The 24247-nt window shown below is 59.2% G+C and carries 21 protein-coding genes; 6 read left to right on the top strand and 15 right to left on the bottom strand.

Translation table 11 applies throughout. The annotated features are described in order from the left end of the window. Positions 1 to 239 precede the first annotated feature (239 nt). The gene (ispB, locus tag K0B93_RS18955; protein ID WP_219868810.1) at positions 240 to 1208 is read left to right on the top strand and encodes an octaprenyl diphosphate synthase; all 969 of its coding nucleotides are present in this window, start codon (positions 240 to 242) and stop codon (positions 1206 to 1208) included. Here the strand turns inward: ispB and K0B93_RS18950 are convergent. Continuing rightward, positions 1201 to 2187: a glutathione S-transferase family protein gene (locus K0B93_RS18950; RefSeq protein WP_219868809.1), complete on the bottom strand. Its 987-nt coding sequence runs from the start codon at positions 2185 to 2187 to the stop codon at positions 1201 to 1203. The two genes, ispB and K0B93_RS18950, sit on opposite strands and share 8 nt — an antisense overlap. Positions 2188 to 2343: 156 nt before the next feature. Here K0B93_RS18950 and K0B93_RS18945 point away from each other — a divergent pair, with 156 nt between their 5' ends. Then, entirely contained in the window at positions 2344 to 3255 is a 912-nt protein-coding gene (locus tag K0B93_RS18945) for a LysR substrate-binding domain-containing protein (protein WP_219868808.1), read from the top strand. Between the two features lie 117 nt (positions 3256 to 3372). Next, positions 3373 to 4902 carry a WS/DGAT/MGAT family O-acyltransferase gene (locus K0B93_RS18940; RefSeq protein ID WP_219868807.1) on the top strand — a complete coding sequence of 510 codons (1530 nt, stop codon included), beginning with the start codon at positions 3373 to 3375 and terminating at the stop codon, positions 4900 to 4902. A gap of 36 nt (positions 4903 to 4938) precedes the next feature. On the opposite strand, the gene K0B93_RS18935 is transcribed toward K0B93_RS18940, so the two are convergent. Further along, positions 4939 to 5616 carry a DUF2057 family protein gene (locus K0B93_RS18935; RefSeq protein WP_219868806.1) on the bottom strand — a complete coding sequence of 226 codons (678 nt, stop codon included), beginning with the start codon at positions 5614 to 5616 and terminating at the stop codon, positions 4939 to 4941. 232 nt (positions 5617 to 5848) lie between these two features. Between K0B93_RS18935 and K0B93_RS18930 the strand changes: the two genes are divergently transcribed. Beyond that, the gene (locus K0B93_RS18930; protein ID WP_324125972.1) at positions 5849 to 6085 is read left to right on the top strand and encodes a DUF6316 family protein; all 237 of its coding nucleotides are present in this window, start codon (positions 5849 to 5851) and stop codon (positions 6083 to 6085) included. A gap of 29 nt (positions 6086 to 6114) precedes the next feature. Here the strand turns inward: K0B93_RS18930 and K0B93_RS18925 are convergent, their stop codons facing one another. The 8 genes from K0B93_RS18925 to glyA all read right to left on the bottom strand — a co-directional run bounded on the left by K0B93_RS18925 (position 6115) and on the right by glyA (position 12738). Then, a complete protein-coding gene (locus K0B93_RS18925) occupies positions 6115 to 6642 on the bottom strand; it encodes a phosphatidylglycerophosphatase A (RefSeq protein WP_219868804.1) in 528 nt (175 codons plus the stop codon). Then, complete coding sequence (gene thiL, locus K0B93_RS18920; protein WP_219868803.1) at positions 6639 to 7595, bottom strand: thiamine-phosphate kinase; 957 nt, start codon at positions 7593 to 7595, stop codon at positions 6639 to 6641. Before thiL ends, K0B93_RS18925 begins: the two co-directional genes overlap by 4 nt. 3 nt (positions 7596 to 7598) lie before the next feature. Then, a complete protein-coding gene (nusB, locus tag K0B93_RS18915) occupies positions 7599 to 8075 on the bottom strand; it encodes a transcription antitermination factor NusB (protein WP_219868802.1) in 477 nt (158 codons plus the stop codon). Then, positions 8075 to 8551: a 6,7-dimethyl-8-ribityllumazine synthase gene (gene ribE / locus K0B93_RS18910; RefSeq protein WP_219868801.1), complete on the bottom strand. Its 477-nt coding sequence runs from the start codon at positions 8549 to 8551 to the stop codon at positions 8075 to 8077. The genes nusB and ribE overlap by 1 nt, the downstream gene beginning before the upstream one ends. Before the next feature lie 47 nt (positions 8552 to 8598). Continuing rightward, a complete protein-coding gene (ribBA, locus tag K0B93_RS18905) occupies positions 8599 to 9714 on the bottom strand; it encodes a bifunctional 3,4-dihydroxy-2-butanone-4-phosphate synthase/GTP cyclohydrolase II (RefSeq protein ID WP_219868800.1) in 1116 nt (371 codons plus the stop codon). A gap of 64 nt (positions 9715 to 9778) precedes the next feature. Continuing rightward, entirely contained in the window at positions 9779 to 10894 is a 1116-nt protein-coding gene (gene ribD / locus K0B93_RS18900; RefSeq protein ID WP_219868799.1) for a bifunctional diaminohydroxyphosphoribosylaminopyrimidine deaminase/5-amino-6-(5-phosphoribosylamino)uracil reductase RibD, read from the bottom strand. Beyond that, a complete protein-coding gene (nrdR, locus tag K0B93_RS18895; RefSeq protein WP_219868798.1) occupies positions 10891 to 11409 on the bottom strand; it encodes a transcriptional regulator NrdR in 519 nt (172 codons plus the stop codon). Before nrdR ends, ribD begins: the two co-directional genes overlap by 4 nt. Positions 11410 to 11484: 75 nt before the next feature. Further along, positions 11485 to 12738 (bottom strand): serine hydroxymethyltransferase, encoded by a 1254-nt coding sequence (glyA, locus tag K0B93_RS18890; protein WP_219868797.1) that lies wholly within the window; start codon positions 12736 to 12738, stop codon positions 11485 to 11487. A 263-nt stretch (positions 12739 to 13001) separates the two neighbouring features. Between glyA and ettA the strand changes: the two genes are divergently transcribed. After that, positions 13002 to 14663 carry an energy-dependent translational throttle protein EttA gene (gene ettA / locus K0B93_RS18885; RefSeq protein WP_219868796.1) on the top strand — a complete coding sequence of 554 codons (1662 nt, stop codon included), beginning with the start codon at positions 13002 to 13004 and terminating at the stop codon, positions 14661 to 14663. After that, positions 14663 to 16039 carry a DNA repair protein RadA gene (gene radA / locus K0B93_RS18880; protein ID WP_219868795.1) on the top strand — a complete coding sequence of 459 codons (1377 nt, stop codon included), beginning with the start codon at positions 14663 to 14665 and terminating at the stop codon, positions 16037 to 16039. The genes ettA and radA overlap by 1 nt, the downstream gene beginning before the upstream one ends. A 24-nt stretch (positions 16040 to 16063) precedes the next feature. On the opposite strand, the gene K0B93_RS18875 is transcribed toward radA, so the two are convergent. The 5 genes from K0B93_RS18875 to K0B93_RS18855 form a co-directional block, all read right to left on the bottom strand. Further along, positions 16064 to 16432 carry a PilZ domain-containing protein gene (locus K0B93_RS18875; protein ID WP_219868794.1) on the bottom strand — a complete coding sequence of 123 codons (369 nt, stop codon included), beginning with the start codon at positions 16430 to 16432 and terminating at the stop codon, positions 16064 to 16066. 130 nt (positions 16433 to 16562) lie between these two features. Further along, complete coding sequence (gene hemE, locus K0B93_RS18870) at positions 16563 to 17627, bottom strand: uroporphyrinogen decarboxylase (RefSeq protein WP_219868793.1); 1065 nt, start codon at positions 17625 to 17627, stop codon at positions 16563 to 16565. A gap of 129 nt (positions 17628 to 17756) precedes the next feature. Then, positions 17757 to 19175 carry an FAD-dependent oxidoreductase gene (locus K0B93_RS18865; protein WP_219868842.1) on the bottom strand — a complete coding sequence of 473 codons (1419 nt, stop codon included), beginning with the start codon at positions 19173 to 19175 and terminating at the stop codon, positions 17757 to 17759. 79 nt (positions 19176 to 19254) lie between these two features. Then, positions 19255 to 23703, bottom strand: coding sequence for a glutamate synthase large subunit (gene gltB / locus K0B93_RS18860; RefSeq protein ID WP_219868792.1), 4449 nt, complete (start codon positions 23701 to 23703; stop codon positions 19255 to 19257). Between the two features lie 214 nt (positions 23704 to 23917). Next, positions 23918 to 24247, bottom strand: a 330-nt coding sequence (locus K0B93_RS18855) for an SPOR domain-containing protein (RefSeq protein ID WP_219868791.1), incomplete at its 5' end; no start/stop codon positions are given.

Genomic DNA, 24247 nt, shown 5'->3' with positions numbered 1-24247 from the left:
AACCTTCTCCGCGATTGACCCATCCCTGCTCTTATCCACCTGGTTCTAAGGGAAGCACTCTGGCGACCCTATAGCAGGGAGCGCAGGTTGGGATGAGTTGGGCGCGTGATTGTACGAAAAGGCGCTTCGCAATACAAGCCAAGTTGACACTGTAAGCGGCAATACCTAGCATTGCCGCGACCTGCCCTTTTTATCAAAAACCGTTTCCTCGAAACAGCAGCAAGGGATCTACAAGCCGCATGACAGCCCAGCGCATATACGACACCGTGGCCGAGGACTTCAGCCGCGTTAATGACCTGATCATTCAGCGGCTCGCCTCCGACGTCCCCCTGGTCGAAAAAATCGCCCAATACATTATCGAAAGTGGCGGTAAGCGCTTGAGACCACTACTGGTTCTGCTTTCCAGCCAGGCTATGGGCTACACCCGCGACAACCATCTGAAACTGGCCGCGGTGATCGAATTCCTGCACACCGCCACTCTGCTCCATGACGATGTAGTGGACACCTCGGACATGCGGCGAGGCCGAAGCACTGCCAATGCGCGTTGGGGAAATGCCCCGAGTGTCCTGGTAGGGGATTTCCTCTACGCCCGCGCGTTCGAGATGATGGTGGAACTTGAAAGCCTTCCGATCATGAATGTTCTGTCCCATGCGACCGCCGTGATCGCCGAAGGCGAAGTCATGCAGCTGATGAACGTGAAAAATCCCGATCTCACAGAAGATCAGTACATGAAGGTTATTCACAACAAGACCGCCATGCTGTTTGAAGCCGCCTCGCACACAGGTGCCCTGCTGGCCGGCGCCGAAACCCGGCAGGAACACGCGCTGCGCGACTACGGCAAGCACCTGGGCCTGGCATTCCAACTGGTGGACGACGTTCTGGATTACCGGGGTGATGCCGAAACCATGGGGAAGAATGTGGGGGATGACCTGGCCGAGGGAAAGGCCACACTACCCCTGATTCACGCCATGGCCAACGGCGACGAACAGGAGCGACAACTCATCCGCCAGGCCATCCGCAAAGGCGGCCTTGATGACTTGTCCAGGATCTTGGCGGTTGTGGAAAGCTCCGGCGCGCTGGAGTACACCATGACCCGCGCCAGAGACGAGGCCACCAAGGCGGCAGACTGCCTGTCCAGCCTGCCCGATTCTCCGCACAGAACTGCGCTCGAACTCCTGACCGAGGTGGCTGTCGCGCGGGTTAGCTAAGGCCCTCCCGCCCATGGGGCGCGTCGAAATCCAGCGCCGGCCCCACGGGGACGATCTGGGTCGGATTGATGGTGCGCTGGCTTACGTAATAGTGGCGCTTGATCTGCGCGATATCCACGGTTTCGGCCACACCAGGAACCTGGTAAAGATCCCGCACGTAACCGGATAAGGCCGGGAAATCGGCAATGCGCTGACGGTTACACTTGAAGTGGCTGAAATACACAGCGTCAAAGCGGATCAAAGTAGTGAACAGACGCCAATCTGCCTCTGTTAACGCGCCACCAACCAGGTACCGGCGGGACGACAACCGCTCCTCCAGCCAGTCCAGCGACCGAAACAGTTCGGCATACGCCTCTTCGTACTTGTCCTGCGCAGTGGCAAATCCTGCCTTGTACACTCCATTGTTGACGGTGTGGTACACCCGCTCGTTCACCTCGCCAATCTCCGATTTCAGTGCCTCCGGGTAGAAATCGATATCCGCGCGCACGCCATCAAGGTTGTTGAAGGCAGAATTGAACATCCGGATAATCTCGGCGGATTCATTGCTGACAATGGTGTGCTTCTGCTTGTCCCACAACACCGGAACCGTCACGCGCCCGGAATAGGTCGGCGCGGCCTTGGTGTAAACCTGGTGCAGGAAGCGGAAACCATGCAGGTGATCCCTATGGACATCCGCCTCGGGCCGGAATTCCCACCCGTTTTCCACCATGTCCGGGTGAACCACAGAGACCGAAACATGAGCCTCCAGCCCCTTCAGCTTACGAAAAATCAGGGTCCGGTGGGCCCAGGGGCATGCCATGGAAACATAAAGGTGATAGCGGCCAGATTCAGCCTTGAAACCGCCGTCGCCAAACGGTCCGGGCGCGCCGTCAGCCGTCACCCAGTTCCGGAAGCGGGCGGCTTCCCGCTCGAATTTGCCACCGGTTTTATCTGTGTCATACCACTTGTCGTGCCACTTGCCATCAACCAGAAGACCCATCAGATAACTCCCGTCATAATCATCGGCGTTGCCTGAACACCGCTCTCGCAGTCCTTCCGCCCAGACACCGTCATTACATTTAACGGGAAGAATACCGGGGACCCTGCTACCCTCTCAAACAAGCATTTCTGGCCAACAACCTCAGATATTTCGAACATGCACACAGCCATTACCATAGACGCCCTCAAAGTCCTTGACGCCATTGATCGCAAAGGCAGTTTCGCCGGCGCGGCCAACGAGCTCTTCCGGGTCCCCTCGGCCATCAGCTACACCGTGCAAAAGCTGGAAGAGGATCTGAACGTCGCCATTTTTGATCGAAGTGGTCACAGGGCCAGCCTGACCCCGGCCGGTCGCTACCTGCTTGAGGAAGGCCGCACGTTGCTGGAAGCCGCTGAAAACCTCGCCCACACCACCAAACAGGTGGCCCAGGGCTGGGAAACCCGCCTGCGAATCGGCTTTAACTCCTTGCTCCCTGCCGCATGCCTGTTCCCTGCGGTCCGGGATTTTTACGAGCTGGGTGTTCCTGTCGATGTTCAGATAATCGAAGAGGTCTTCGCGGGGTCCTGGGATGCCCTGCAGGACCGCCGGATTGACCTGATCGTCGGTGCCGACCAGTTCAGCAAGCCCGCCGGCAACTTCACCACCAGACCTCTGGGCGAAATGCGCTTCGTGTTTGTTGTCGCTGCCGACCATCCACTGGCAAGAATAGAAACCCCGCTGACGGAGGACGACATTTCACAGTACCCTGCGGCCGTCGCTGCCGACACGTCCAGATCCTTGCCGCCGGGCCATGCCGGCATTTTTCGGCGGCAACGGACCCTGACCGTGGCCAACATCGACCAGAAGATTGCCGTTCAGGAGTCGGGGCTTGGCGTTGGCTGGCTGCCCCAGTCCCGGATTCGCGACCACCTGGCCCGCGGCAGCCTTGTTGAAAAGCAGGTTCACGAACCGAGGCAATCCGTTCTGTTACACCTGGCACGCCACGCCGATGACCAGGGCAAGGCCCTGATGTGGTTCTGGGAACGGTTGGCGACGGATAACGCCGTCAGGAGCTCGCTGAGCACCTGAAACCCTTTTGACTGGAGTGACTGCCGGACGCCGGAAAATCCGGCATCCCAGTCAACCGAAAACACCGACCGGTCGTTTATACTTTGTGCGAACCAACATGCCGAAGGGAGTTCATTAATGCGGCAGCTGTCCGAACTGGATGCCTCGTTCCTGTATCTGGAATCCGAAACGACACCGATGCACATTGGCGGCATCTACGTTTTTGATGCCAGTGAGCAAACAACGCCCCTGGCATTCAGCACATTTGTCGCTTACCTCCGCAGCCGCCTTCACGTCGTGCCTGTTTTTCGCCAACGGCTGAAAGAGATCCCCCTGCGGCTGGGCCGCCCCTACTGGATTGATGACCCGGATTTCAGCATTGAACGGCACCTTGCCTACGTCAATCTGGGCGAACACGGGCGACGGGCCAGCCTGATGACGCTGGCTTCAAAGATCCTGGAGGAGCCACTCAAGCGGGACAGACCGCTATGGCACATCACGTTTGTAGACGGCTTCAGGCTCGATGACGACGAATCGGATCGCCAGGGATTCGCCCTGATCGTCAAACTCCACCACGCCGCCATTGATGCCTTCAGCGGTGAGGACATCATCGGCAAACTGCTGGAATACACACCGGAGCCGAGGCCGATCACACCACCCAGGCCCTGGTATCCCCGCCCCGAACCATCGGAGGAGCGGGTCATCCTCCAGGCCGGCGCCAACATACTGAGAACGCCGCTCCAGTTCACCTCCCTAGCCTTCAACGCCGCGGAAGCCACCACAAGGGGCCTGATCCAGAAGCAGTTGCGCAAGCTGCCCATGCCCTTTCCGTTGTTCTCGGCTCCGCACAGCCCGTTCAACCGGCAGATCACCGCCAACCGGCAGATCGTTTCAACCAGTGTGGACCTGTCCCGACTCAAGGCCATCAAGGCAACCCTGGGAGACGTTACTCTCAACGATGTGGTTCTGGGCCTGTGTGCCGAGGCTTTGCGCCGTTACAGCACCGAGCATGGCGCTGACACCAGCAGGTCGCTGGTTGCCATGACCCCTATATCCGTGCGCTCCAACAGCCTTCGAAGGGCGACCGGCAACCAGATGTCCGCAATGCTGCTGGACCTATCGACCAGCGAGTCCGATCCAGCCCAGCGCATTCGCAAGATCCACCGGAACGCAGTCGCTTCGGAACCCTACCGGGAGGCCATTGCGGCCGACCGGCTGACGGAATTGCTGCCGTCAACGATGCTGGCTTTGTCGGCCCGACTGTATTCCGAACTGCAAATTGCCCAGCGCTACCAGCCCGCATTCAATCTTCCGATCACCAATGTCCCCGGTCCGCAGGTGCCACTCTATCTGCAAGGCGCCAGGCTCATCCAGCAGTACAACACCGCGCCGCTGTTCGACAGCATGGGGCTGGTCATTGTCGCAGTGAGTTACCAGGGAAGGCTGACAATCAATTTTACGCTCTGTCCGGATGTTGTGGCGGAGGGTGGTTCACTGGAGGGATACGTTACTGAGAGCCTCGACGCCATCGAAGATGCTGCACAGAACCCCGGTTTCGATGGAGACCTGGAGAACGATGCAGAGTCACCTCACCAGACGTTGACCGATGACGTTCTGACCGCATTGGAGGGCGTGCTCAAGAAAACCCTTCACCGCTTTCGGACGTAGGGTGTGGGCCTACCCGGAGAGGCAGACCCGAACCGCTTATTCGAAGGCCCAGCGCAAAAACGCCTTCTTCTCTTCTTCGGTGGCCGTTGCCCAGACCGATTTCAGAGTCTCAAGTGCAGTGGTTTCGGCCGAACCAACCTGTCCGCCTTCGGGTATCGGGGTGCGGTCGGACGCGACGGCGGGGGTCCATACGCTCGATTCCGCAACGACTTCCTGGCCGTCCACGGTCACCACCGTTGCCACGAAGTCCTCGGCCATCTGCTCGGCTTCCGACCGGGATTCAGGCTGATCGAACTGGAAACGGTAAACCTCGTCCTGCTCCGCGTTGAAGCGAACGACCCGGGGCTCGCTCGTGTACACATGAACCTTGGACTCGCCATTTTCAACCACACCAGATTTAGCCCAGATGGTCTTGTAAGTAAAGATGACCTCGTTCTCTCCCGGCAGTAGCGCGTAATCAAGGGGGAGATCATCCATCAGAAAGTTGCTCATATTGCGGCCGTTAATGCGGGACACCTGAATCGCTCCCGGCGCCTTGAGCGTTGCAGCATTGGCTGCCGCCGCCGGCTCGCCGTCCCATGTCTCTACCCTGGAAAGCGTTGAAGAACAGCCAGCCATTGCCAACAGAAGACCGAAAGCCACGATAAACCGGGCACTCTGTCCCGCTTTAGATCTACCCGGTTTCAGGGCCGTCAATAGGTGAAAGATACTCATGAAATCTCCTTGATATACGAGGGAAAGGCCTAGAGGTTAGCATCCGTTTGATTGCATTCTGACGAGTGCTTCTGAAGAGGGCAAGCCGGCCATTTCAATCTGTTGCAGTGACGCCGTGCCGTATAGGCAGATCCTGTTTGAGACCCACCCCGTAAAAATGTAAAAAAATGTTGAATTCGTCCTCAATTGGATTAATTTTAAACAGATCGGCAGTACAAATGTGGCGCCCGGTATGGACCAGATAGGATCGGGCACAGGAGAAGCTATGGACACCCAAAGCAGATCAGGGGAAGCAGGGCCAGTCCCCTTCAGAAGTAGCCGGTTCTTTTGCGTAGGCAGTAAGTGGTATTTCACCACTCGGGAAGGCTTTGACAGCGGCCCCTTTGCCTCAAGAGAGCGTGCGGAAACCGGCCTCAGGCGTTTTCTGCACGTTGTGAGGCTTTTACCGGAGGACCAGCAACTCCATTAAGGGGCCACGGAATTCCCGCATTAGTCCGTTCACACAATGACCGGCATCAACCATCGGTCAATGGCGAACATGGACGCCATCGCCATAAATCCCGCCACCACATCGTCAATCATTATGCCAAGACCACCGGGGAGCCGGTCATCGAGCCAACTGATCGGCCAGGGTTTGACCACATCGAACAGCCTGAAGAGCGCAAACGCCAGCAACACACCCGCGAGCTGGTCCGGGAACAGGCCCAGGGCAATCCACATTCCCACAAACTCGTCCCAGACAATGCCTCCGTGGTCGTGGACTTTCAGGTCCCGGGCGGTTTTTCCACACAACCAGATACCAACCAGAAAAGCCGCCAGAACGATGGCCCAGTAGACAGCCGCGGGCAGCCATGCAAAGGCATACCAGAAAGGGATGGCGGCCAGACTGCCCCAGGTTCCCGGTGCGCGCGCTGCCGCGCCACTACCGAAACCGAACGCAAGCAGATGGACCGGGTTCTTGAGGAACCCCGGCGGTAGCAATGCCTTCGGCAGATCCGGCTCGGGGAACTGATCCTCCTGACTCATGACTCTCTCCTGAAATGGTCGAACCCGGTGCCCGCATCGTCAATCTTTGCGCTGCCGCCGGTCAAACGCAGACCCGATTCGGCCTCAATTGCCCCGATCACCGTCAAATGCTGCCCTATTGCCTCGGGTACAGAGCTCCATCGAGAGGGGGGGATAGTCACGCACAATTCGTAGTCGTCACCGGCTCTCAATCCGAAGCCGAGTGCCTGATCGCCCTTTAGCCGGCGCAACGCAGGCGAAAGTGGAACCGTCGACAGGTCAATCGTGGCGCCCGCGCCGGAGGCTTCGAGCACATGTCCGAGATCTGCCAGCAGCCCATCCGAAATATCTATAGCCGAAGTCACAATACCCGCAAGTGCCTGCCCCAGTTCCAAGCGTGGACAAGGATGATGGTAGCGTTTGAGCACCGCCTTCGCGTCGTCAGATGGCTGCTGCTCGTCCAGATAATCCAGCGCCGCGCCGGCGTCGCCAAGGGTCCCGGAGACACAGATCAGATCCCCCACTTGCGCACCTGAACGCCTTATTCCAGTCCCCCGTGGGACGGTACCGTGGACCTGAAGGCTCAGGGTCAAGGGTCCGCGGGTTGTATCGCCGCCGGCCAGCGACAGACGGAAGGTCCTGGCTGCGTCGGCAAGCCCGCGGGCGAAGTCTGACAACCACTGCTCATCTGCGGCGGGAAAGGTCAATGCGAGGGTGAAGCAAACGGGCTCCGCCCCCATCGCGGCCAGATCACTGGCGGCAGCCGCAAGAGCCCGCCAGGCAAGATGGTCGGCCGGAAAGGCCTCGGGGAAATGGATGCCCTCCACCACAGTATCGATGGAGAACACCAGATCGTGATCAGCAGGAATTCGCTGAATGGCGCAGTCATCCCCCGGCCCGAGCACCAACGCGCCGCTGGGAAGCGAGTCCGCTATCGGCTGGAAATACCGACGGATCAGCTCGAATTCGCCCATACCCTATCGGGGACGCGTCTCGGCCAGGCGTAAACGGCGACTGAGCTTGTCCAGAATGCTGTTTACAAACTTATGCCCCTCCGTACCGCCAAAGCGCTTGGCCATTTCGATGCCTTCGTTGATCACCACCTTGTAGGGAACGTCCAATCGGTGCTTCAACTCATAGGCGCCCAGGCGCACAATGGCCAACTCAATGGGATCGACTTCGTGAAGCGGACGGTCAAGAAAAGGTTCCAGGAGCTTATCCAGGTCGGCCTGCTCGCGATGCACACCACGGAGCAAGTCGCGGAAATACAGCTGGTCTACCTTGCTCATGTCGTTATCGACCATGAACTCGGCTTCAATATCCGAGATCGAACTCTTGCTGAAATGTCGCTGATACAGGCCCTGCATCGCCAGCGCGCGCGCACGGCGACGGTCGCCCGCTTTAGGCTGACCGGTCGGCGCCGGCTGGGGGGTGTTGTCGTCAGTTGCGCTCATTACTCACCCAGTTTCTTGAACAGGCTGACCATTTCCAGCGCAGTAATCGCCGCTTCGGCGCCTTTATTACCGGCCTTGGTGCCTGAACGCTCAATGGCCTGCTCGATGGAATCCACGGTCAGAACGCCGAAGGTAACCGGCACATCGGTCTCGAGGCTGACCGCCCCCAAACCACTGGCTGCCTCACCCGCAACATACTCGAAATGCGGCGTACCACCGCGGATCACAGCGCCAAGCGCGATAATGGCGTCGTAGTTCGAAGTCTCGGCCACACGCTTTACGGCCAGCGGCATCTCGTAGGCACCCGGTACCCGGATAATGACAATGTCATCGTCGGAAATCCCGTGGCGACGCAGGGTGTCGATGGCACCTTCAACCAGGCTCTCGACGACGAAGCCATTAAACCGGCCCACCACCAGTGCGTAACGACCGCTGCACTGGGTAAAGTCACCTTCAATTACTTTGATATCTGCCATGCATGGCTCCTTAACGGGTCAGGGCACTAAGGCCCTGACCGGATTCATCATTCGGGGGTATAGGGAACGTATTCAACCACTTCCAGATCAAAACCGGAGATGGCGGAGAACTTGATCGGCGGGCTCAACAGGCGCATCTTGCCGACACCGATATCCCGCAAAATCTGCGAGCCGGTGCCGACCGTGAAATAGACGCCGGAGCTGCCCTTTCCAGCGGAGCCCTGCCCCTCGTCAAAGAACTCGTGGATGCGATCTTCCAGGTTGTAGCTGTCTTCTGCACTGTTCAGCAGCACCACGACACCCTTGCCTTCTGCGGCCACTTTTTCCAGGGCATGGTGCAAAGGCCAGCTGCGGGAATCCTTGCGGCGGGCACCCAACAGGTCTCTCAGCGTGTCGGTGATGTGCACGCGGACGTGAACCGGTTCGTCAGCACTGATCTCTCCCATGACCATGGCCAGATGGGTGGAGCCCTGGATGTTGTCCCGGTAGGTCCGCAGGCTGAACTCGCCATACTCGGTGTCCAGCTTGTTTTCTTCCACACACTCGATGGTACGCTCGTTCATGGTGCGGTAGTGAATCAGGTCGGCGATGGTGCCAATCTTGAGATCGTGCTCCTCCGCAAAACGCTCGAGATCCTCCCGACGGGCCATGGAGCCATCGTCGTTCATGATCTCGCAAATGACACCCGCCGGCTCTGAGCCGGCCAGTGCCGCCAGATCACAGGAAGCCTCCGTATGCCCGGCGCGGCTGAGCACACCACCCGGATCCGCCATCAACGGAAAGATGTGACCCGGCTGAACCAGATCCGACGCCTTGGCGTCACGGGCGACTGCAGCCTGTACGGTACGGGCACGATCGGCGGCGGAGATGCCAGTCGTTACGCCTTCTTTGGCCTCAATCGACAGCGTGAACTTGGTGCCGAATCCCGAGGCATTCTGCTGCACCATCAGCGGAAGCCCCAACTGCTCGCAGCGATCACGGGTCATAGGCATACAGATAAGGCCCCGACCGAAGCGCGCCATGAAATTGATGGCTTCAGCCGAGCAGTGTTCGGCAGCCATCACCAGGTCGCCTTCGTTTTCGCGATCCTCGTCGTCCATCAGGATGACCATCTTGCCCTGACGGATGTCTTCAATAATGTCTTCAATGCTGTTCAGTGCCATACGGTTTTGCACCCTTGCGGCTGGCCCGCAGCCACTGACTGTCGGGACACCGTGAATTTAATGATTACCGGCGTGCCAGGATCAAGCGCTGATCCTCACCCACCTGACGTCGATCCAGCACCTTCCACTGCACCTTGTCTGCCATCGATTCCAGTGGCAAATGCGCGGTAGGTCGCCCAGTGCTGCCCAGAAAGACCGGGGCCTGATAGAGCCAGAGCTCATCCACCAGGCCTTCGCTGATAAACGTTCCCGCGAGCGTCGGGCCTGCTTCCACCAGTAATTCATTGATGCCCAGCTCGCCAAGGGAGTCCAGCAGTTCCGCGACATCAATGCCGTTATCTTTCCAGGCCACCCCGTTGATGCTGATGCCAAGGGCGGCCAGGTCCTGGGCGGGCGCCGTCGCCAGTGTGGACGAGGCGCAGAACACCTGGACGTTGCCGCCCTGCAGGATGTTTGCGGAAGGCGGTGTCCGGGCATCCCTATCAGCGATCACCCGCAGTGGCTGCCGGGACGGTTCGGTGGCATCGCCAATGTCGCCCAGCTCCTCTCTTCTGACCGTGAGCGATGGATCGTCGGCCAGCACCGTGCCGACGCCGGTGACAATGGCATCGCTGATCGCCCTCAGACGCTGGACATCCCGACGGGCTTCACCACCGGTAATCCACTGACTCTCGCCGGAGGCCATCGCCGTGCGGCCATCAAGACTGGCGGCCATCTTCAGGCGCACCCAGGGGCGGCCGGTATTCATGCGTTTCATGAAACCCGGATTCAGTCGAGCGGCTTCGTCCGCCAATAACCCTTCGGTGACCTGAATGCCAGATTCACGCAGTAACTCAAGACCGCGCCCGGATACCGACGGATTGGGGTCCTTGGTGGCCGCAAACACATGGGCCACACCCGCGTCGATCAGTGCCCTTGCGCAGGGCGGCGTCCGCCCGAAATGGCTGCATGGCTCAAGCGTCACATAAGCCGTTGCGCCGCGAGCCGACGGCCCAGCCTGGCTCAAAGCACGGATTTCTGCATGGGCTTCCCCGGCCCGCTCGTGCCACCCCTCACCGAGGATTTCGTTGCCACGGGCGATAACACAGCCAACCCTGGGGTTCGGATGCGTTGAATAGCGGCCGCGCCAGGCAAGCTGGACGGCCCGCGCCATCATGGCCCGGTCACGAACTTCGGTCATGCTTTTCCTTTCGCCGAATGGTTATCGGCCAGCGCCTTGGCGACATCCACAGCATTCTCGCCGTTGGTCGCCGACAGCCGCTCAATCTCTTCCTTGAACTCGTTGATGTCCTGGAAGCTGCGGTAAACCGACGCAAAGCGGACGTAGGCAACCTTGTCGAGCTGTCGCAACTCGGTCATCACCTCCTCACCCAACTGCATTGACTTGACCTCCCGCTCACCGGTCGCACGGAGCCGGTATTTGATGCGATTCAAAGCCGCATCAATTTGCTCGATGCTTACCGGACGTTTTTCCAGCGCTTTCATGATGCCGGATCGAAGCTTTTCCTCGTCGAAGGGCTGGCGGATGCCGTCTTGCTTGACGACGCGGGGCATCACCAGTTCAGCAGTCTCAAATGTGGTGAAGCGCTCATGGCACGACAGGCATTCCCGACGGCGACGCACCTGATCGCCCTCGGCAACGAGGCGCGAGTCAATTACCTTGGTATCTGCTTCACCACAGAAGGGACAATGCATAGTCAGAAACTCCGGAGAGGAGGTCAGCGTCGGACGCCCATTTATGCGTCCGACGCATCAGGTCTTGCCTGAATTTTAGCCGTAGACCGGGAATCGGGCACACAGAGCAGCAACCTGCTCGCGCACGCGGGTATTCACGGCTTCGTCTTCAAGGTTGTCGAGGATGTCACAGATCCAGCCCGCCAGGTCACGGCACTCGGATTCGCCGAAACCACGAGTGGTAATGGCCGGCGTGCCGATACGCAGACCGGAGGTGACAAACGGCGAACGCGGGTCATTGGGCACCGCATTCTTGTTGACCGTGATGTGGGCACGGCCAAGCGCCGCATCCGCATCCTTGCCGGTGATGTCCTGCTTGATCAGGCTGAGCAGGAACAGGTGGTTCTTGGTGCCACCGGACACTACGTCATAGCCGCGCTCAATAAACACCTGAGCCATGGCACTGGCGTTCTTGACCACTTGCTGCTGATAGGCTTTGAACTCATCGCTCATGGCTTCCTTGAAGCAGACAGCCTTGGCAGCAATGACGTGCATCAGGGGACCACCCTGACCACCAGGGAACACCGCGGAGTTCAGTTTCTTTTGCAGGTCGGCGTCGTCACAGGCCAGGATCAGACCACCACGGGGACCGCGCAAAGTCTTGTGGGTGGTAGTCGCCACAACGTGGGCGTGCGGTATCGGGTCAGGATAAACACCCGCCGCAACAAGGCCTGCCACGTGCGCCATGTCGACGAACAGGTAGGCGCCCACCTTGTCAGCGATCTCGCGGAAACGGGCAAAGTCCAGTTCCTGGGAGTAGGCCGAGAAGCCGGCGATGATCATCTTCGGCTTGTGCTCAACGGCCAGGGCCTCAACTTCGTCGTAGTCGATCAATCCGGTTTCCGGGTTCAGGCCATACTGAACTGCGCTGTAGATCTTGCCGGAGAAGTTTACGCTGGCACCGTGGGTCAGGTGCCCCCCATGGGCCAGGCTCATGCCCAGAACGGTATCGCCGGGCTTCAGCAGCGCCATGAACACCGCGGAATTGGCCTGGGAGCCGGAATGCGGTTGCACGTTGGCATACGCTGCACCGAACAGTTGCTTGGCGCGATCAATCGCCAGCTCTTCGGCGATATCCACGTACTCACAGCCACCGTAGTAGCGCTTGCCGGGGTAGCCTTCTGCATACTTGTTGGTCAGCACGCTGCCCTGCGCTTCCATCACGCGCGGGCTGGTGTAGTTCTCGGATGCAATCAGCTCGATGTGAGCTTCCTGGCGTTTCTCTTCCGCCTGCATGGCGTTCCAGAGTTCGTCGTCAAAGCCGGCGATTTTCATATCACGGTTAAACATGGATGCGCTGCCCCTGTGTGCTTGGCTGACCCGGAGAGCTTTGGATATTTCCACAGGCTCCCTGAAAAATTGGGCCGCTATTCTATCTTACAAATGGGTAAAAAATCATCTTTTATAGGCCCCGCGGGGCCTCCGCAGAAACCGTCACACCGCAACCCGCGATTTCCCTCAATTGCTATAGCTTTCCGGTTTCGCTACCTTACGAGGCTTATCTGCGAGTTCCTTTTATTTACCTCGGATTACAACAGAGGACATAGCCCGTTATGGCCCAGTACGTATACAGCATGAACCGCGTGGGCAAGGTGGTTCCGCCCAAGCGTGAAATCCTCAAGGACATTTCCCTGAGCTTCTTCCCGGGCGCCAAGATCGGTGTCCTCGGCCTCAACGGCTCCGGTAAGTCCACTCTGCTCCGGATTATGGCGGGCGTGGACCAGGATTACATCGGTGAGGCCCGGCCGCAGCCGGGCATCAACGTGGGCTATCTGCCCCAGGAGCCGGAACTGGATGACACCAAGACGGTCAAGGAAATCGTCGACGAGGCGGTTTCCGGCGTGCACGACGCGCTGGCCGAGCTGGACAAGGTATACGCCGCCTATGCCGAGCCGGATGCCGACTTCGACGCCCTCGCGAAGAAACAGGGCGAGCTCGAGGCCTTCATCCAGGCCACCGACGGCCACGACATTGAACGCAAGATGGAAGTGGCCGCCGACGCCCTGCGGCTGCCGGCGTGGGACCAGAAGGTCACGAATCTGTCCGGTGGTGAGCGTCGCCGGGTTGCACTCTGCCGCCTGCTGCTTTCCGGGCCCGACATGCTGTTGCTGGACGAGCCCACCAACCACCTCGACGCGGAATCCGTTGCCTGGCTCGAGCGCTTCCTGCATGACTACAGCGGGACAGTGGTTGCCATCACCCACGACCGCTACTTCCTGGACAACGTGGCCGGCTGGATCCTGGAACTGGACCGGGGCCAGGGCATCCCGTTCGAGGGCAACTACAGCCAGTGGCTGGAGAACAAGGAGAAGCGCCTGGAAATGGAGTCCAAGCAGGAAGCGGCGCACCAGAAGGCCGTCAAGCACGAGCTCGAGTGGGTTCGCAGCAATGCCAAGGGCCGACAGTCCAAGAGCAAGGCCCGTCTGGCCCGCTTCGAGGAAATGAGCTCCCAGGAGTTCCAGAAGCGTAACGAGACCAACGAGCTGTATATCCCACCCGGCCCACGTCTCGGCGACAAGGTGATTGAGGTGGACGGCATCAGCAAGTCGTTCGATGACCGCCTGCTGTACGAAGACGTGTCATTCCGCGTGCCGCCTGGCGCTATTGTCGGCATTATCGGTGGTAACGGCGCCGGTAAATCCACCCTGTTCAAGATGATTGCCGGTTACGACAAGCCCGATTCCGGTGAGATTGTCGTCGGTGAGACCGTCGAGCTGGCCTACGTCGACCAGATGCGCGACCTTGATGGCGACAAGACCGTCTGGGAAGAACTGTCCGATGGCAACGACATCATCAAGGTGGGCAATTACGAGACCCCCTCCCGGGCCTACGTCGGGCGCTTCAACTTCAAGGGCAGCGACCAGCAGAAGCGCGTAGGCGACCTCTCCGGTGGTGAACGCAACCGCCTGCACCTGGCCAAGCTCCTGAAACAGGGTGGCAACGTGCTGCTGCTGGATGAACCGACCAACGACCTCGACGTCGAGACCCTGCGGGCCCTGGAAGAAGCACTGCTCAACTTCCCGGGCGCGGCGCTGGTCATCTCCCACGACCGCTGGTTCCTGGACCGTGTAGCCACGCACATCCTGGCGTTCGAGGACGATGGCGAGGTGGTGTACTTCGAGGGCAACTTCAGCGAATACGATGAAGACCACAAGAAGCGTAAGGGCGACTCGGCCATGGTGCCGCAGCGCATGAAGTACAAGAAGCTGGCCTGATGGCAAAAACCAGGACCGCCTATGTCTGCACCGAGTGCGGTGCAGACTATTCCAAATGGCAGGGCCAGTGCACGGCCTGCCAGGCCTGGAATACCGTCAGCGAAGTTCGCGGCGTCAGCAACGGCACCAAAGGTGCCCGGGGTGCTCGCTTTGAGGGGTTCGCCGGCAGCCTGTCCGAGATCAAGAGCCTGGACGACGTCAGCCTGGCCGAACAGCCCCGGATCAGCTCCGGTATGCAGGAGTTTGACCGGGTGCTGGGCGGGGGCCTGGTTGAAGGCTCGGCCGTCCTGATGGGCGGCCATCCCGGCGCCGGCAAAAGCACCCTCCTGCTGCAGGCGGTCTGCCACCTGGCAGCCAGTGTTCCGGCCCTCTACGTGACGGGGGAGGAATCCCTGCAGCAGGTGGCCATGCGTGCCAAGCGCCTGGGTTTGCCCACCGGCGACCTGAAAATGCTGTCAGAAACCAGCGTTGAGCGGGTGATGCAAGTAGCAGAGGCCGAAAGGCCCCGCATTCTGGTGGTCGACAGTATCCAGGTCATGCACGTGGCGGAGATTGAGTCGGCACCTGGTTCGGTGTCCCAGGTTCGCGAAAGCGCCGCCTACCTGACCCGGTTCGCGAAACAGACCGGCACCATCCTGTTCCTGGTTGGGCACGTCACCAAGGACGGTAGCCTGGCGGGACCGAAAGTCCTCGAGCACATGATCGACTGCTCCATTTTGCTGGAAGGCTCCAGCGACAGCCGTTATCGCACGCTTCGGGGCATCAAGAACCGGTTTGGCGCAGTGAACGAGCTCGGGGTGTTCGCGATGCTCGAACAGGGTCTCAAGGAAGTTAAAAACCCGAGCGCCATTTTCCTGAACCGGGGTGAGGAGGCTGCGCCCGGAAGCGTGGTGATGGTGGTCTGGGAAGGCACGCGGCCGATGCTGGTGGAGATCCAGGCCCTGGTGGACATGGCCCAGGGCGGTTACCCGCGCCGGGTTGCGGTTGGCCTGGACCAGAACCGGCTGGCCATGCTGCTGGCCGTACTGCACCGCCACGGGGGTATGCACGTATCGGATCAGGATGTGTTTGTGAACGTGGTCGGCGGCGTGAAGGTGAACGAAACCAGCGCCGATCTCGCGCTGCTGGCCGCTATCGTTTCCTCGTTTCGGGATCGCTCCCTGCCTCAGGATCTGGTGATCTTTGGCGAAGTGGGTTTATCGGGCGAGATTCGGCCGGTGCCCAGTGGCCAGGAGCGGATTTACGAGGCGGCGAAGCACGGCTTTACCCGGGCACTGGTGCCCAAGGCCAATGCTCCTCGCAAGGACATCGCGGGCATGAAGGTGATACCGGTTACCAAGCTGAGTGACGCCCTCTCCGCCCTTGAGGAACTCTAGAGCAACTGCAAGGCCGGACCCTCCTCACTCAATCAGATGGGCAAACTCTCTCTCCAGCAGCGCCTGGTCACCGAGATTGAGTTCGACCAGGCGCTTGAGATGAGTAGCACTCTCCAGGTCGATGTACTGGCATTTGAAGCCAAGCCGGTGCGGCTCCACGTGCCGCAACTCCACGGCCATGACAATGGCCGCTTCATGTTCGTTCAGGTGAACAATCACCTCACACGGCTGCATGAGCGGAACATCCCAGCCTTCCGGCCGCTTGACCAGAACCCCCTTGAGGGAAATATCCAGCACTTCGGTTGCCCAGACACGATCCAGGCAATGCAACTCGCAGGGGGCATCGAACTCGATGCGATGGAATCGGCGTTTTTCGGGGGGCTTGGAGGGCAAGTGGCTACTCCTGTCGACCAGTCTTGTTTTAACTGACTATAGACTGGACAGGAGGCCACATCCACCGGGATTATCCGGAAGGGAGGCGTGCCTCCCAAAGCTTGCGCTCCGGGAGGCAAAATATCGTCGGTTAACGATGATATTCGGGGCTCAGTTCAACCACGGCCTCAATGAACGCCTTGGCATGGTCGGGATCAACGTCAGGCGTAATGCCATGCCCAAGGTTGAACACGTGGCCGGTACCGGAGCCAAAGCGCCGAAGAATATCTGCCACTTCCTGACGAATGCGCGCCGGCGGCGCATAGAGCATGGCCGGGTCCATATTGCCCTGAAGCGTGACACGATCACCAATGCGAGCGCGGGCGTTGCCGATATCGGTGGTCCAGTCGAGACCAACGGCGTCGGCACCGGTATCAGCGATCGACTCCAGCCACTGACCACCGTTCTTGGTAAAGAGAATGACCGGGATATGACGGCCATCGCGCTCGCGAATCAGACCATCCACAATTTTCTTCATGTAGCGCAGCGAAAATTCCTCATAGGCCCAGCTGCTTAGCACACCGCCCCACGTGTCGAAAATCTGCACCGCCTGGGCACCGGCCTTGATCTGACCGTTGAGGTAGTCGACCACCGAATCAGCCAGGTGGTCGAGCAGGCGATGCATGACGTCGGGCTGACCGTACATCAGTTTCTTGGCTTCCCGGAAATCCTTGGAAGAGCCGCCCTCAATCATGTAGGTGGCCAGGGTCCAGGGGCTGCCGGAGAACCCGATCAGTGGAACGCTACCATTGAGCGCGCCGCGAATCGTGGACACGGCGTTCATGACATAGTCCAGGTCCACCTCAGCGTTTAAGGTAGGCAGTGCTGCCACATCGGCCTCGGAGCGGATGGTGCGCTTGAACTTCGGGCCCTCACCGGTTTCAAAATACAGCCCCAGACCCAGGGCGTCGGGGATGGTGAGGATGTCGGAGAACAGAATGGCGGCGTCCAGCGGATAACGCTCCAGCGGCTGAAGCGTCACCTCGCAGGCGAGCGGCGTGTTCTTGCACAGACTGAGAAAGTCGCCGGCCTTGGCGCGTGTTGCCCGGTACTCCGGAAGGTAACGGCCAGCTTGCCGCATCATCCATACGGGCGTCCGGTCAACTGGCTGGCGCATGAGTGCGCGCAGGAAGCGATCATTTTTCAGCTCGGTCATAACAAGTCCAGCGTTCTCAGTCAGTAAATGGTGCTGTGGAATGGGGAGCAATGATACCCCGTTCGCCACAATAAAAAAGGGCGGCTTACCCTTAGTAAGCCGCCCTTCTGATCGGGATCAAGCCTGCCCTCAGATATCCAGGTAGTCCATGATACCTTCGGCAGCCTGACGGCCTTCCCAGATAGCGGTTACGACCAGGTCGGAGCCCCGGACCATATCACCACCGGCGAAGATTTTGGGGTTACTGGTCTGGAAGGCAAAGTCGGACTCTTCAGGCGCCGACACCCGGCCTGAATCGTCGGTACCGATCTTCAGTTCGTCGAACCAGTCGGCCGGACTCGGGCGGAAGCCGAAGGCAACCAGCACGGCATCTGCCGGGATCACTTCCTCGCTTCCGGGAACCACCTCGGGGCGGCGCCGACCGTTCTCATCAGGCTCACCCAACTGGGTGGAGACAACCTTGACGCCCTCAACCCGGTCCTCGCCGATAATGGCAATCGGCTGGCGGTTGAACAGGAACTTGACGCCCTCTTCCTTGGCGTTGGCCACCTCACGACGTGAGCCCGGCATGTTCGCCTCATCCCGGCGATAGGCGCAGGTTACGCTCTCGGCCTGTTGCCGGATGGAAGTACGGTTGCAGTCCATGGCGGTATCGCCACCACCGAGAACCACGACACGCTTGCCCTTCATATCGATGAATTCGGAGGCGTCCTTCTCGAAACCGAGACGGCGATTGACGTTCGATACCAGGAACGGAAGGGCGTCGTAGACACCCGGCAGGTTTTCACCCGGGAATCCGCCCTTCATGTAGGTGTAGGTACCCATGCCCATGAACACGGCATCGTACTCATCAATGATGTCCTGCAGCCTGACATCCTTGCCCACCTCGGTGGACAGACGGAATTCCACGCCCATTTCCTCGAACACCTTGCGGCGACGGGTCATGACAGATTTTTCCAGCTTGAACTCGGGAATACCGAAGGTGAGCAGGCCTCCGATTTCCGGATAGATGTCGAACACCACCGGCTTCACACCATTTCGCACCAGCACATCGGCGCAACCCAGGCCAGCGGGGCCGGCACCGATGACCGCCACTTTCCGGTCGGTCCATTTGACGGCGGACATATCCGGCTTCCAGCCCAGAGCGAACGCGGTGTCGGTGATGTATTTCTCGACCGAACCAATGGTGACGGCTCCATAGCCATCGTTCAGGGTGCAGGCACCCTCGCACAGACGGTCCTGAGGACAAACCCGGCCACAAACTTCAGGAAGCGAGTTGGTGTGATGACACAACTCGACAGCCCGCATGATGTTGCCTTCGGAAACCAGCTTCAGCCAGTTCGGAATGTAGTTATGAACCGGGCACTTCCACTCACAGTACGGGTTACCGCATTCCAGGCAGCGATGGGCCTGGTTCGCGGCGTTGTCCGCGGTATACGGATGGTAGATTTCACCAAATTCCTGCTTTCGCTTCCTGGCCGGTACCTTCTTCGGGTCAATCCGTCCTACTTCGACAAACTGGAAGTCGTTACTCAGTCGTTCTTTCATCATGATGCTCTCATCAGCTCAATTTCGACCAGGGCACCCCCCCCCGGGGCACCCCAAAACCCTGTTTGACCCGGTTCATTTATTCTGGACGCGCCCGGGTGCTGGCTAGCAGGCTGCGAAGATTGGCAGCCTTGGGTTTAACCAGCCAGAAACGGCCGATGTAGTCGTCGAAATTCTCAAGAATGTGCTCTGCCCACTCACTGCCCGTCTCCGAGATGTGCTCACGAATCACACCGCGCAGATGGTTGCGGTAGGACTCCATGTCTTCACTCGAAATCCGCTGGATTTCAACGAGCTCATGGTTGTACTTGTCCACAAAGGTGTTGTTCTCGTCCAACACGTAGGCAAAACCACCGGTCATACCAGCGCCAAAGTTATGGCCGGTAACACCCAGGACAGTGATCAAGCCACCTGTCATGTATTCACAACAATGGTCACCGGCACCCTCCACAACGGCGTGGGCACCGGAATTACGAACGGCGAAGCGCTCACCGGCCGTACCTGCGGCAAACAACTTGCCCCCGGTGGCACCGTAGAGGCAGGTGTTGCCAACAATGGACGTTTCCTGGGTTTTGAATGAACTGCCACGGGGCGGCTTCACAACCAGCTTGCCACCGGTCATGCCTTTGCCCACGTAATCGTTGGCATCGCCCTCAAGGATAAGATTCAGGCCACCGACGTTCCAGACGCCAAAGCTCTGGCCCGCGGTTCCGGTAAGGTCGAGAGTAATCGGCGCGTCCACCATGCCTTGGTTACCGTGCTTGGCGGCAATCTCACCCGAGAGGCGAGCGCCAATGGAACGGTCGCAGTTGGTCACCCGGTAGGACCAGGCCCCGCCCGATTTGTTCTCGATCGCCGCTGCGGTGTCCTTGACCATCTGCTCGGCCAGGGTGCCCTTGTCGAACGGATGATTGCGCTCGACCTGACAGGTCTGAGGCTTGTCGGCAGGGATATGGTCGTTGGACAACAGACGCGAGAGATCCAGCTTTTTCTGCCGCTCGGTATCACCCGGCAGGCGCTCCAGCAGGTCAACTCGACCGACCAGTTCCTCCAGGCTCCGAACGCCCAGCTTGGCCATCCACTCCCGGGTTTCTTCCGCGACGAAGCGGAAGAAGTTCATGGCCATTTCGACCGTACCCTTGAAATGTTCCTCTCGCAGGTGCTCATTCTGGGTAGCGACACCCGTTGCGCAGTTGTTCAGGTGACAGATTCGCAGGTACTTGCAGCCCAGCGCCACCATCGGGGTGGTACCGAACCCGAAGCTCTCGGCTCCCAGAATGGCGCCCTTGACCACATCCAGGCCGGTCTTGATGCCACCGTCAGTCTGCAAGCGAATCTTACCCCGCAGGTCATTCGCCCGAAGCGCCTGCTGGGTTTCGGTCAGCCCCAGTTCCCAGGGCGAGCCAGCGTACCGGATGGACGTCAACGGACTGGCCGCCGTGCCACCGTCGTAACCGGATACGGTGATCAGGTCGGCGTAGGCCTTGGCTACGCCGGCGGCGATGGTACCGACGCCCGGCTCGGACACCAGTTTCACCGACACCAGGGCTGACGGGTTGACCTGCTTTAGATCAAAGATCAGCTGGGCCAGATCCTCAATCGAGTAAATATCGTGGTGCGGCGGTGGCGAGATCAGGGTCACTCCCGGCACCGAATAGCGCAGGCGTGCGATCAGGTCATTCACCTTACCGCCGGGCAGCTGCCCGCCCTCACCCGGCTTGGCGCCCTGGGCGACTTTTATCTGCATGACATCGGCACTGCGCAGATACTCAGCAGTTACCCCGAAACGACCCGAGGCAACCTGCTTGATCTTTGATCGCTTCTCAGTGCCATATCGGGCCGGATCCTCACCGCCCTCACCAGAATTCGAGCGACCGCCCAGGGTATTCATGGCAACAGCCAGAGCCTCGTGCGCTTCGGGAGACAGGGCACCCAGGGACATGGCCGCGGAATCGAAGCGAGGGAAGATGTTCTCAACCGGCTCGACGTCATCCAGATCAATGGCCTTGAGGTCCTTACGGAAACCCAGCAAATCGCGCAGTGTGGAGACCGGCCGCTCGTTAACCAAGCCTGCGTACTCCTTGTAGTGACCGTAATCACCACTGGTCACTGCTTCCTGAAGTTTTCCGACAACATCCGGGTTGAACGCATGGTATTCCTGGCCATGGACGTACTTCAGCAACCCACCCTGGGAAATCGGCTTGCGCGGCTTCCAGGCGACAGCGGCCAGCTGTTCCTGATCCTGCTGGAAATCGAAGAAGCTGGCACCCTGGATACGGCTTGGGACTCCCTTGAAGCAAAGATCGACGACCTCGTCGGCCAGACCAATCGCCTCGAACAACTGGGCGCCCCGATAAGAGGTCATCGTTGAGATACCCATCTTCGACAGGATTTTCAGCAGGCCCTTGTTGATGCCTTTGCGATAGTTGTTCTTGGCCTCAATCGGGTCCATGAGCAACTCGCCGGTGCGGATCAGGTCATTCAGAACCTGATAGGCAAGATACGGATAGACTGCAGTCGCGCCAAAGCCGAACAGCACAGCGAAATGGTGCGGGTCACGCGCCCAGCCGGTTTCCACAAGGATGTTGGAGTCGCAGCGCAGCCCCTGGGCAACCAGATGGTGGTGAACGGCGCCGGTTGCCATCATGGAACTTACGGGCAGCTCGCCTTCCATCAGGTCCTTGTCCGTCAGAACCAGAATCACCTTGCCGTCGCGTACTGCCTGCTCGGCTTCCTCGCACACCCGTCGAATCGCCTGCTCGAGGCCTTGCTCGGGCCGATAGCTCATCGAAATACGGGCGACTTCGAATCCCGGGCGATCGTTGTTGGTGATCTTGAGGAACTTGGCCGGAGACAGAACCGGCGTGGTCAGAATAATCCGGTCAGCATGCTCCGCGGTTTCTTCGAAAACGTTACGCTCGGCCCCGAGACAGGTTTCCAGTGACATCACAATGGATTCGCGCAGCGGGTCAATTGCCGGGTTGGTCACCTGGGCGAACTTCTGTCGGAAGTAGTCCGCCACGTGACGCACCTTGCTGGACAGGACCGCCATGGGGGTGTCATCGCCCATGGAACCGACCGCTTCCTGGCCGTTTTCGGCCAGCGGACGAAGCACTTGATCACGCTCTTCGAAAGACACCATGAACATCTTCTGATGAATCAGGAGTTCATCCGCGTCCATCAGCTTGAAATCAGGCGTTTCCTGATTGAGGGTGGTTTCCACGCGCAGCGCGTTCTCCCGCAACCATCTCTTGTAGGGTTGTGCAGACTTCAGCCGCTGATCGACGTCTTTGGTATGAAGCACTTCTCCAGACTCGGTATCAATCGCCAGCATCTGTCCCGGCCCGACACGACCTTTGGCCACCACATCATCCGGATGGTAGTCGTAGGTGCCGATCTCAGAGGCCAGGGTGATGAAGTCGTCCTTGGTAATAACCCAGCGCGCCGGGCGAAGACCATTGCGGTCCAGCATACAGACCGCATAGCGGCCATCGGACATTACCAGGCCGGCCGGACCGTCCCAGGGTTCCATGTGCATGGAGTTGTATTCGTAGAACGCCCGAAGCTCCGAGTCCATGCTGTCGACGTTCTGCCAGGCAGGCGGAATCATCATTCGCACCGCTCGGAACAGATCAACACCGCCGGCCAGCAGTACCTCCAGCATGTTGTCCATGCTGGATGAGTCAGAACCGGTCAGGTTGACCAGAGGCTGAAGCGTCTGGAGATCCGGAAGGTCCGGGGAACTGAACTTGGCAGCACGGGCAATGGCCCAGTTCCGGTTCCCGTCAACGGTGTTGATTTCACCGTTGTGGGCGAGGTACCGGAACGGCTGCGCCAGAGGCCAGCGAGGCATGGTGTTCGTTGAAAAGCGCTGGTGGAAAACGCAGATGGCGGTTTCCAGATCCGGGTCGCCAAGATCTTTGTAGAAGTTGGCCAGATCCGCCGGCATCATCAGCCCTTTATAGGCCAGCGTCCGGTGCGAGAGGCTACAGATGTAGAACTCGGAATCGTCGACCATGTCGCGCTCGGCATGCCGACGGCCCACAAACAGGCTGATTGCGAACTCTTTTTCGGCCTTGCCAGCAGGAACAACAAAAACCTGTTCAATGCGCGGCAGACAATCAAGGGCCATGGGGCCGAGGCAGCTGTCGTCTACTGGCACCTCGCGCCAGCCCATGATCTCAAGGCCCTGCTCGGTCAGGCGTTTCTCAATCGCAGCACGGCCAGCCTCTGCCTTGGCGCTGTCCGGGTTAAGAAACACCTGGCCCACGGCAAACAGATCGCCTGGCTCCTTGCCAAAGGCCGTCTTGGCAGCCTTCTTCAGGAATGTGTCCGGGCTCTGGATCAGGAGGCCACAACCATCGCCGGTCTTCCCGTCTGCAGCGATACCACCTCGGTGGGTCATGCAGGTCAGCGACTCGATGGCAGTTTGCAACAACTTGTGGCTGGCCTCGCCCTTCATGTGGGCGATCAGACCGAATCCGCAGTTGTCCCTGAATTCGTCGGGATGATACAAACCTGTCATCATAAGCGTTCTCTCGCGTAGAAATGCTTTTCAATCAAAGAGTTAATCGGCACAAAACCGAATACCCACCCTTTGACACTGAAAATGGGGGCTGGCTATTTTACACACGTAGAAATACGTACTCAAATGAGAGTGAAGCTATTTTGGGGAAAAGGAACCGGTTTTCCCAACCGGGAGGCTTATGGAACAACGAGTTATCCCATTTTAAAAAATGCCGCTATAAACCTTCGGCGGAACGAATCCAGGGTGACTGGCCCCTCAAGGCCTGAGGCAATTCCGACAATGCGTTCTGAGCTGCAGTCCTCGTCTGGTATTGTCCATATATTACCATAAACCAGGGTTCACCATTTCGCTCACCCCGGGTGTAGACGGCATCCTTTAATTCTGGGTAACGCTCAAGAACCGTCAAGGCGGTTTGTTCGAGGTTTCCGGCCACAAGTTGGATGGTGAGTCCGTTTCGGGCCCTCAGATCATCAATGGCGACAAACCTGGATTCGTTACCGGGTCTGAATTCAGGTTCGGACTGGGAAATCGCCTTCACGTCTGG

The sequence above is a fragment of the Marinobacter sp. F4218 genome (assembly GCF_019443085.1).
In the GTDB taxonomy this organism is placed as follows: domain Bacteria; phylum Pseudomonadota; class Gammaproteobacteria; order Pseudomonadales; family Oleiphilaceae; genus Marinobacter; species Marinobacter albus.
The sequence above is the reverse complement of the archived record's forward strand: the minus strand, read 5'-3'. Positions and strand labels throughout refer to the sequence as shown.